At 48.7% G+C, this 10,638-nt stretch carries 7 protein-coding genes; 6 read left to right on the top strand and 1 reads right to left on the bottom strand.

The window, feature by feature from the left end:
- The first annotated feature begins 69 nt into the window (after positions 1-69).
- The 5 genes from Q0R17_RS10240 to Q0R17_RS10220 all read left to right on the top strand — a co-directional run bounded on the left by Q0R17_RS10240 (position 70) and on the right by Q0R17_RS10220 (position 6,187).
- Positions 70-585 carry an RNA pyrophosphohydrolase gene (locus Q0R17_RS10240; protein WP_099399856.1) on the top strand — a complete coding sequence of 172 codons (516 nt, stop codon included), beginning with the start codon at positions 70-72 and terminating at the stop codon, positions 583-585.
- Positions 586-648: 63 nt separating this feature from the next.
- Positions 649-2,238 (top strand): PAS domain-containing sensor histidine kinase, encoded by a 1,590-nt coding sequence (locus Q0R17_RS10235; protein ID WP_293934740.1) that lies wholly within the window; start codon positions 649-651, stop codon positions 2,236-2,238.
- 93 nt (positions 2,239-2,331) lie between these two features.
- On the top strand, positions 2,332-3,681 hold the full coding sequence (locus Q0R17_RS10230; protein ID WP_293934738.1) for a sigma-54 dependent transcriptional regulator: 1,350 nt from the start codon (positions 2,332-2,334) through the stop codon (positions 3,679-3,681).
- Positions 3,681-4,259 (top strand): 1,6-anhydro-N-acetylmuramyl-L-alanine amidase AmpD, encoded by a 579-nt coding sequence (gene ampD, locus Q0R17_RS10225; RefSeq protein ID WP_293934736.1) that lies wholly within the window; start codon positions 3,681-3,683, stop codon positions 4,257-4,259. The genes Q0R17_RS10230 and ampD overlap by 1 nt, the downstream gene beginning before the upstream one ends.
- 32 nt (positions 4,260-4,291) lie before the next feature.
- On the top strand, positions 4,292-6,187 hold the full coding sequence (locus tag Q0R17_RS10220; protein WP_293934734.1) for a potassium transporter Kup: 1,896 nt from the start codon (positions 4,292-4,294) through the stop codon (positions 6,185-6,187).
- Positions 6,188-6,265: 78 nt separating this feature from the next.
- Here the strand turns inward: Q0R17_RS10220 and Q0R17_RS10215 are convergent, their stop codons facing one another.
- Positions 6,266-6,862 carry a 6-carboxytetrahydropterin synthase gene (locus Q0R17_RS10215; protein WP_293934732.1) on the bottom strand — a complete coding sequence of 199 codons (597 nt, stop codon included), beginning with the start codon at positions 6,860-6,862 and terminating at the stop codon, positions 6,266-6,268.
- A gap of 672 nt (positions 6,863-7,534) precedes the next feature.
- On the opposite strand from Q0R17_RS10215, the gene Q0R17_RS10210 reads away from it, so the two are divergent.
- On the top strand, positions 7,535-10,342 hold the full coding sequence (locus Q0R17_RS10210; protein ID WP_293934730.1) for a glycosyl hydrolase family 18 protein: 2,808 nt from the start codon (positions 7,535-7,537) through the stop codon (positions 10,340-10,342).
- Positions 10,343-10,638 lie beyond the last annotated feature (296 nt).

The raw sequence follows: 10,638 nt of genomic DNA, 5'->3' as shown, positions 1-10,638 counted from the left end.
AATACCTGTTTCCAAGCAGGGTAGGATGTGGAAAAATCAGTTAACTAAGCAATTTACGCAGGTAAGGATATGCTCGATCGTGATGGCTATCGGCCTAACGTCGGCATCATCATCATCAACCGGCAAAACCAGGTGTTCTGGGGTAAACGAGTGCGAGAGCATTCGTGGCAGTTTCCGCAAGGCGGTATTAAACAGGGTGAAACACCCGAACAGGCGATGTATCGCGAGCTGATGGAAGAAGTTGGATTAGGCCCTCAGCATGTTGAAATCATTGGCCGCACAAGGGACTGGTTGAAGTACGATGTGCCGACAAACTGGGTTCGCCGCGAATGGCGCGGTACGTACCGGGGGCAGAAGCAAATTTGGTTTTTGCTTCGCCTGACAGGGCACGATTCTGATGTGTGCTTGCGCCGCACTACGCATCCCGAATTTGATGCGTGGCGCTGGACTGAATATTGGTCACCACTGGATTCGGTGATTGAATTCAAGCGTACGGTGTATGAATCGGCTCTTTTTGAACTGACACGTTTCTTTGAAGAAGCACCTGAGCGTGTGGCTCGCGCCATGCGGTTTTCGGGCCATTAGCTCTATCAACAACGCGGGCAAAGCACGCATTCTTTGCCCGTGTCTCTTCCCCCTCCCGTTCCCATGAAAAATACCTCCGCTTTTCACACCGAAATGCACTGGCGCTCGCTGGCGCTGCTGAATATTTTTCGCTTACTTTCCAATCTTGGTATTTTCTGCAGCGTATTTTGGCTGGCATATAAGCCGATTATGGGAATAGAAGAATGGCGCTCATTTTTAACCTTGGCTGGAGTTGATAGCGTTTTAGCGTTGTTCTTTGCCTGGGGTATTCATCGCCGTCGGCCTGGTTTTGAAATTCAGCTAAGCATTCAAGTGGCTATTGATGTGCTGTTTATTGTGGGCATGATGCATTTGTTTGGTGGTTTACGCAGCGGGCTCGGCACGCTCTTGCTGCCATATTTGGCCGCAGCAGGGTTGATCTCACGCGGGCGTATGACCTTATTTCATGCGGCAATGGCGAGTATTGCTTTATTAAGCGAGCAAACTTGGCAAATCTGGCAGGGTAATGCGAGTGCTAGCGATTACTTTTCTCCGGCTGTTTTGTGTGTGGCTTCTTTTGCCGTGGCTTGGTTGGCGCATCGCTTGGCACGGTTTGCTCAGGCTAGCGAGGCTTTGGCAGAGCAGCGCGGCATTGATTTGGCTAATTTAGGCCAGCTTAATCAGCGGATTTTGCAAGATGTTTCGGATGGCGTGTTGGTGGTCGATGCAAAAGGGGAAATTAGGCAATGTAATGAGCAGGCGATTCGTTTAGCGGGCATGCGGCCAGAAGGAATGTTGATTCATGCTATGCCGGTAGTGGCGGTTGCGCTGGCGCGCTGGCGGGCGAATCCCAGTGATAATCCTAGTTTAATTATTACCGCCTTAACGCGCAAAACACTAAGGCCACGCTTTGTTTTACTTTCAAACGATTCTCAGGGCAATGTGCTGATTTATTTAGAAGATTTAGATAAATTACGGCGTGAGGCACAGCAATTAAAATTGGCGGCTTTGGGACGATTAACCGCAAACTTAGCCCATGAAATTAGAAATCCACTCAGTGCCATTACCCATGCTGCGCAATTATTGGGTGAGGAGGCGGATGCAAATACGCTGATGAAGCGTTTAACGCGAATTATTGATGATAATAGCCAGCGCTTAGAGCGTATGGTTAAAGATGTTTTAGAGCTTAATCGGCGTGATCGTGTGCAAATGACGCAAATTAAGTTGGCAGACTGGCTGGATGTTTTTGTTGAAGAATTTAAGTTGCAAGAAGAAATTCATGTGATGCTGACTTTGGATTGCCCGCCTGAGGCAGAAATCCGTTTTGACCCAGGGCATTTACATCAAGTGATGTGGAATCTAGCCCGTAATGGTTGGCGCTATTGCCAAAAGAAAAACGGTAGTTTGAATTTTCGGGTTTGGAGCGAAAATCAGCATTGGTTGTTTGATGTGGGTAATGATGGGCCTACCGTTGCGCCCGATGCGCAAACTCAATTGTTTGAGCCATTTTTTACTACCGAAACGAAAGGTACGGGCTTAGGATTATATATTGCCCGTGAAATTTGCGCAGCAAATGGCGCGGTGCTGGAATACATCGCTCCTCCATTGGGAGGGGTGTGTTTTCGGATTATCTTTGGCTATATCCATCGCCAAGACGCAGCCCTGCCATTATGAATCACCCATTAGGCATTGATCAGCTAAGCCCAATAGACGGCTGGCGGCCGTACTGATGCCGCTTAGCGTTAGCTCGTAAATTTAGGAATAAATATGGCTAGAAAGTCGAGTAAAAATAGTAAGCGCGTGTTGGTTGTGGATGATGAACGTGATCTAGCTGAGTTGCTTGAATTAACCCTACTCAAAATGGGTTTAGATGTTGATTGTGCCTACGGGGTAAAAGAGGCGTGCAGCAAGCTAGATCAGGGCATTTATGAGCTATGCCTAACCGATATGCGTATGCCCGACGGCGAGGGCCTAGAGATTATTCGACACATCCAAAATAAAGGCTTAGATGTACCCGTGGCGGTGATTACTGCCTATGGCAGTACTGATAACGCTGTGGCGGCATTAAAAGCGGGTGCGTTTGATTATCTGGCCAAGCCCGTAGCGCTGGATCAGCTGCGTGCCTTGGTAAAATCAGCATTGGCGCTAGACGATACGCCCATCAATGCTCTACAAGATCGGCCCTTATTGGGCGAGTCGGCGGCAATGCAGCATGCCTTAGAGCTGATCGCTAAATTGGCAAAAAGCCAAGCGCCAGTGTATGTCACGGGGGAATCTGGCTCAGGAAAAGAACGTGCCGCGCGTTTGATTCATGCCAGCTCTAGCCGTGCCAATCGGCCTTTTGTGGCGGTGAACTGCGGTGCCATCCCTGAAAACTTGATGGAAAGCGAGTTTTTTGGGCATAAAAAAGGCGCATTTACCGGCGCAAATGAAGACCGCGATGGTTTTTTTCATGCCGCCAATAGTGGCACCTTGTTTTTGGATGAAGTGGCAGATCTGCCGCTGGCTATGCAAGTCAAGCTATTGCGAGTTATTCAAGAGCGTACAGTACGCAAATTAGGTGCAACCGCAGAAGAAGCCTTAGATGTGCGGATTATCTCTGCTACGCACCAAAGCCTCAGCCAGTGTGTGGAGGCGGGGCGCTTTAGACAGGATTTATACTACCGGCTTAATGTGATTGAGCTGCGCATGCCCGCTTTAAGAGAAATGGGTAGCGATGTACTGGTGATTGCTCGTCATGTGTTGGCAAGACTGGCTAAGCTCAATGGCCAGAACTTACCTGATTTTTCCAGCGATGCGCTAACCGCACTGCAGCGCTATGATTTTCCTGGCAATGTACGTGAGCTGGAGAACGTCTTGGAGCGAGCGCTCGCCTTGGCCGATGGCCATGCCATTACTGCTATAGATCTGCAGCTAAGCCCTAGTGATAATGAGGTAGGAGCGTGCAGCGATTTGGGGGATAAATACCCACTGCAAGACTATATGGATAGGGTAGAGAAGCAGGCTATTTTGGAGGCCCTAGAAAAAACGCGCTTTAATCGCACTCAGGCGGCTAAGATTTTAGGGCTGACTTTTCGTAGCCTGCGTTATCGGCTTGATCGTTTAGGAATCCAATAATGCAGTTTGATGCTTCAGGTTGGTGCAATCAGGCACGTAAAATACCCAGCCCCAATTGTGATGAGCGCAGCGTGGGCATGCTGGTGGATATGGTGGTGATCCATAATATTCATCTGCCTCCAGGTCAGCCATTTGCTGGAGATGATATCCAGCGGCTTTTTACTAATACGCTAGACCCAAACGTGCATCCCGACTATGCAGAGTTAGCCAAGCTACGCGTATCAGCACACTTTTTGATTAGGCGTAATGGGGCGTTGTTGCAATTTGTACCCTGCTCGCAACGTGCATGGCACGCTGGGGTATCGAGCTGGCAGGGGCGAGAGCGCTGCAATGATTTCTCGATTGGTATCGAGTTAGAAGGCTCAGATTTTTTGCCATTTGAGGCGGCTCAATACCTGATGCTAAACACTTTATTGCAGGCATTGGCGCATCGCTATCCATTGAAGTTTGTACTTGGGCATAGCCAAATTGCGCCGGGTAGGAAGACCGATCCTGGTCCTTTTTTTGATTGGACTCATATTGCACTGCCGCAAACTTTATCCGAAAAGTCAGCGGCTTTGCAAAAGCCAGCGTTATAATCCGCCGACCTTCTGTTGAGCTTTAAAAATATATGTCTTCTGCATCTACTTTGGATCGCGATCCCAAAAAAATAGCCGGCTTGGCCATTGGCGCCATTGGTGTCGTTTATGGGGATATCGGTACCAGCCCGCTGTATACGCTCAAAGAGTGTTTCAACCACGCAGATTTAACCCTGTCGGCTTTTAATGTGCTGGGTATTTTGTCCCTGATTTTTTGGGGCCTGATGCTAGTGGTTTCGCTGAAATACGTGGTGTTTATCTTAAGAGCGGATAACCGTGGCGAAGGCGGCGTGCTGTCTTTGATGGCTTTGGCCTTGCGCTCGGCGCAGCCTGGGTCGCGTAAATACGCAATCATTGTTGGCTTAGGCTTGTTTGGTGCGGCGTTATTTTACGGCGACAGCATGATTACCCCTGCGGTATCGGTGCTGTCGGCGCTGGAAGGGATCGGTGTGATCTCGCATCAGCTGGATGCCTATATCATCCCCGTCACTATTATTGTGCTGATTGCGCTATTTATGATGCAGGCTAAGGGAACGGCCAGTATTGGTAAGCTATTCGGCCCAATTATGGTGCTTTGGTTTGGTATTTTAGCTGCGCTAGGGATTTGGAATATTATTAAATCCCCTGATGTTCTGGCGGCCATGAACCCGATCCATGCGGTGCATTTTTTTGCTGCGGAGCCAGGCTTAGCGTTTGTGCTGCTCGGTGCGGTGGTGCTGTCTTTGACTGGGGCCGAAGCCTTATACGCAGATATGGGCCACTTTGGTCGCCCAGCCATTCGTTACGCTTGGTTTATGCTGGTGCTGCCTTCTTTGGTGCTGAATTACTTTGGCCAAGGGGCTTTGTTACTCCATACCCCAGAAGCGATCAAAAACCCATTCTTCTTGATGGCGCCTAGCTGGGCTTTAGCACCGCTGGTGGTGCTAGCAACCTGCGCTACGGTGATTGCATCGCAAGCGGTGATCTCGGGTGCGTACTCGATGACGAGCCAAGCTGTACAGCTCGGCTTTTGCCCACGTATGGAGATTCAGCACACCTCTGAAAACGAGATTGGCCAGATCTATATTCCACAGATTAATTGGTTCTTATTGGTATCTGTGATTCTACTGGTGCTGGCATTCCGCACCTCTAGCAATCTGGCTGCAGCTTATGGCTTTGCCGTCACCTGCACGATGGTGATTACCACCTTGCTGGCGTTTATCGTGCTGGGCCGCGATGCCTCTGTCGTCAATCGCTTGCTGATTTGGTTTGTATTGTCCTTCTTATTAGTTATTGATTTGGCGTTTTTCTCTGCCAACTTGCTCAAACTGCACGAGGGAGGTTGGTTCCCGCTGCTGATCGGCTTGATTGTCTTTGCTTTGCTCACCACATGGAAGTACGGCCGCAAGCTGCTTAGCGAGCGTATGCACGATGGCGAGCTGCCACTGGCAGGTTTTGTGGAAGCGCTGGAATCTAGCCCGCCACAACGCGTAGAAGGGACGGCTATCTTTATGACGGCAAGTACCGATTCGGTACCGCATGCTCTGTTGCACAACTTAAAACACAATAAGGTGCTGCACGAGCGCGTGGTATTTATGACCATTCTGACCACGGATATTCCTTATGTGGCCGCGCGTGAGCGTGTAGTGGTGCGTAAATTGGGAGAGAGCTTCTGCCAAATTATTGCAACTTATGGCTTTAAAGAAGAAGCCAGCGTGCCGGCAATTTTGGCGCAAGTAGAGTTATTGCAGCCAGAGCTAGAATTCGATGCGATGCAAACGTCGTACTTCCTTTCTAGGGAGACAATTGTTGAGGCTAAATACCCAGCGATGAGCTGGTGGCGTAGGAATCTGTTTACCATCATGAGCCGCAATGCGGCACGCGCCACCAACTTCTTTAAAATCCCACCAAACCGGGTGGTTGAGATGGGGATGCAGGTAGAAATGTAAGGGCTAAAGATTAGCCCTAGGCAATAAAAAAGCGCGGCCCTTGGGTCGCGCTTTTTTATTTTATGAGTCTTTAAATTTCTAAATCTCAACCTGTCTTGGCACAGGTGGATTGGTGAAGTGGCTGCCAGCTAGCAGCTTTTTATACATATCAGGGTCTTTCCATTCTGCTTGGCATTGCTCAGAAAACACCACGTCTTCTAAACGAATCAGCCCCATACGCTCATTGATCGCATCCTCACGGAAGGCTTGGGCGTAGCCAGTATCGGTCTCATGGGCAATCACTGAGTGCAGTTTTACATCGGCCTCACCATTGGCCATCACTGTTTGCTGTAGTAGCGCATCGATAATCACAAAGAACATGCGGGCAAACTGCTCGGCAGATGGGGAAACCGGCATCGCAATCCAGCGGCTAGAAAACTGCTTGCAGAGGCGAATGTATTCCGCGTCGTCCCTATCCCAAAAACACACTGCATGATCAAAGGCATCCACTACATCACGGATGGTGCCCTTCATTAAGCCAAAGTCATACACCATCTGGCCGTGATCAAGCGCATGTGCTTCAAGTAGCACTTCAACTCGATAGCTATGGCCATGGATCGAGCTGCGGCAGCGCTCGCTAGAGCAGTTACGCACGATGTGCGCGTTTTCAAATTTAAACAGTTTGCGGATCAGCATAGGGAGCGGCATTTAAAGAGTTAGCTCAGTTTCTATCAGATGCAGCGCAGATCAGCAAGGTATTGGTCACGATCGTTTTTTTAATAGATCCACTTTGTGGCTAATGGCTATGCCATTAAAACGGTCTATTGGTTTTTTGTAAGATTGGATGTTAGGTATGAAGTGCCAACGCTACTTAAGATGTTCGGAAAGCTATTGGAAAGGTTTTGGTATGTATTTTATAAGGGTAATCGTGTGGCTATAAGTTTTTGTAGCAAAAATGTGGATGTTTTTTTGATAGTTACTACATTTTTATTGAATGCATAACTACATTTTTATTTTGGGTACGTTGATGTGCGCAGCGTGTTTTTTATACATATGTATTATTTTCAAATAGTTATGGTTTTTTTTATTTGCATAAAGCCTTTGTTATATTGAGATAATGTAGTTTTATTTGATCACTGATATGGTTTTCGGTCGTGCGGACGTAAATGTGTCTTCCAAACTATTGACAAGGAAAAAGGCATAGTGACTAATCACCTTAACGCGGGGGCAGTACGTTTAGAGATGAGGTCTGTGGACGATTTGCCATTGCGTTTCTTACAAAAATAATAGATTCGTATTTACTTCATTAATACCAGTTGATGTTTGTAGATAACGCCAATTCATAGAGATGGATGGAGACTTAAAACTATGTCGCAATTTAGTCGCTTTATGCTGGCAGCCATACCTGCTGCTTTTGTTGCCGCGCAAGCTTTCGCGGCTCCTGCATGGAATACCGCTACCGCTTACACTGGCGGCCAGACGGTGAGCTATGCCGGTAAAGATTGGAAAGCCAAATGGTGGACGCAAGGCAATGTGCCTGGTGCGGATCTGTGGGGCCCTTGGGAGTTGCAGAGTGCGGGCACGCCAACGCCAGCACCAACTCCAGTTCCAACTCCAGTACCAACTCCAGTACCAACTCCAGTTCCAACTCCAGTTCCAACCCCCGCCCCAACTCCAGCAGGCTGCTTCTTGGCTTGGTCCGCTAGTACCGCGTATTCGGGTGGGCAGAGTGTGACGTATGCAGGGCGCAACTATAAAGCGCAGTGGTGGACGCAAGGTGATACACCATCGAGTAATGTGGGCGCAGGGAAGCCTTGGCTCGATTTAGGTGCTTGTGGTTCTACAACACCAACACCAGTCCCGACACCAGTCCCAACACCAGTACCAACACCAGTACCAACACCAGTACCAACACCAGTCCCAACACCAGTCCCAACACCAGTACCAACACCAGTACCAACACCAGTACCGACACCAGTCCCAACACCAGTACCGACACCAGTACCAACACCAGTCCCAACACCGGTACCAACTCCAGCCCCAAGCGTTGCTTGTCAGCCTGAAGGTTTGATGACTGATGTTGCAAATGTGCCTTACTGCGATGTTTATGATGTCAATGGCCGTGAAAAGCTGCCAAATAATATGAAGCGTCGTTCGATTGGCTACTTCACCAACTGGCGTAATTCTGGCCCGAACTCCTATCTGGCCGCCGATATCCCGTGGAATGACATTACTCACGTTAACTACGCTTTTGCTCACATCGATGGCAATTGGCAAGTTTCTGTAGGTAATACCGCAGATCCAAAGAATTCCGCAGTTGGTATAACCTTTGATGATAAGAAAGGTGATCCAAAATACGCGCTGGATAATAGTCTGCCGTACAAAGGCCACTTCAATATGCTGCATAAAAACGCGCCTAAGGGCGTGAAGCTACTGTTGTCGGTGGGCGGCTGGGCGGAAACAGGTGGTTACTTTAACGAGGCCGATGGCCGTACCGTTAGCGGAGGTTATTACGCGCTGACGAATGACGCGGCAACGGGCGCGGTTCGTCAGGACAGAATCGACATATTTGCTAAATCTGCGGTTGATTTCCTGCAGAAGTATGGCTTTGACGGTATCGATTTAGATTATGAATACCCAACATCCATGAATGATGCTGGTAATCCAGAAGATTGGAAGATCGGCAATGCGCACCGTGGTGAGTTGTGGAAAGGCTATATGGCCCTGACCAAAACACTACGTACCGAGCTGGATAAAGCCTCGGCAGCCAAAGGTAAGTACTACATGCTGACGATTGCTTCACCATCATCGGGCTATTTACTGCGTGGTATGGAGGCAATGCAAGCGGTTAAGTATCTTGATTACGTCAATATGATGACTTACGACCTGCATGGCGCATGGAACCACTTTGTTGGCCACAATGCCGCCCTGTACGACACAGGTAAAGATAATGAAATTGCCGACGCTAAGATTTATTCCGGTGGCGATGCGCATTATTACAATTCGCAAGGCTATTTGAATATTGACTGGGCTTATAAATACTTCCGCACTGCATTAGCGGGTGGCCGTATCAATATCGGCTTGCCTTACTACACCCGTGGTTCGCAAAATGTCGCGGGTGGCACCAATGGTCTGTGGGGGCTTTCTGCCTTGGCCGATCAGAAAAAATGCTACCTCGGTACCGGTGGTAATTTAGGCCCTGATGCACTGAGTGCAAAAGCAGGCGCACCTTGCGGCCTTGGCGCACAGGGTATTGATAATCTGTGGTTTGATAAAGACGCCGCTGGCAATGAAATGTTTGCCGGTGTAAATCCGCTTTGGCACGTTAATAATCTGCGTGATGGCCTGAGCGCACCTTACTTTACTCAGTACGGCCATGATCAAAGCCGCCCAGAAGCAAAAGTACGCGGCACTTATCAAGAAAACTACGATGATGTGGCTAAGTCTTCTTGGTTATGGAATCCAAGCACCAAAGTGTTCTTATCCACTGAGAACGAGCAATCCTTTGCTGCCAAAGTTCAGTATGCAATTGATCAGGGCGCTGGCGGTATCATGTTCTGGGAAATGGCAGGCGATTACAGCAAGCCATCAGAAAATGGTCTGGGTTACTACTCAATGGGTAGCACGCTGACCAAATTGGCCGCAACTAAAATGCGCGCTGCGGCTCCATACGGCATCAAAGCAGGGGATGAGAAATTTGCTCAACCTGCCGAGTTGCTAGATGTAGCCGTTGATATGGTTGGCTATAAGGCTAAGGGCGATGATAACTATCCGCTGGCAATTGGCCTAAAGCTGAAGAACAACTCTAAAGTTGATCTGACTGGTGCAAAAGTTTCATTTAACGTAGCGCCGTCAACACCGCTGATTCCATCTGAAACGCAATACCTCAAGCCTAGCGATCCACCAGCAGGTAATGGTGTTGAAAACTTAGTGGATATATATAGTGGCGGAACGTGGACAGCTGTAACTGCTGGTAGTAAATCAGGTAACGTAGGCGGCCTACCAGATGGTTTCCATCGCTTAACATACGCAATGAAAGAATCAGGTTGGGGTGTTGCAGACTTTAGCGCTGGCAAAACCATCACCATTGGTATGCGCGTGTTTATGCCTCTGACTGTACCAAGCAATATCACCATCACCCTGCCAAATGGCAAAGTGTATGGCATCAAACGCTGATTTTCGCTTGATTTAAGCGTATTCAGGCAAAAAAACCGCCACGAACCTCTCGTGGCGGTTTTTTTTGTGCCGCTTGTTTGGCATTAACTGTGAAAGCCACTGGTTTGTGCGGTAGTTCCCCGCGCTAAAAATCAACTACTTAGCGTATTGCTACCGTTTTGTTGCGCGGTAGTGGTTGACCTAGTCAGTGATGCCCCGTATATTTCGGCCTCTCGCTGCAGCACACACAGCAACACGGTGATGTCACAGCGAGACGATCTTTAACAAAATACAGTCGATGAGTGTGAGTGCTTGAT

The sequence above is a fragment of the Iodobacter sp. genome (assembly GCF_025352645.1).
Lineage (GTDB): Bacteria > Pseudomonadota > Gammaproteobacteria > Burkholderiales > Chitinibacteraceae > Iodobacter.
Note: the sequence above shows the minus strand (reverse complement) of the source record. Positions and strands in the feature narration are given on the sequence as shown.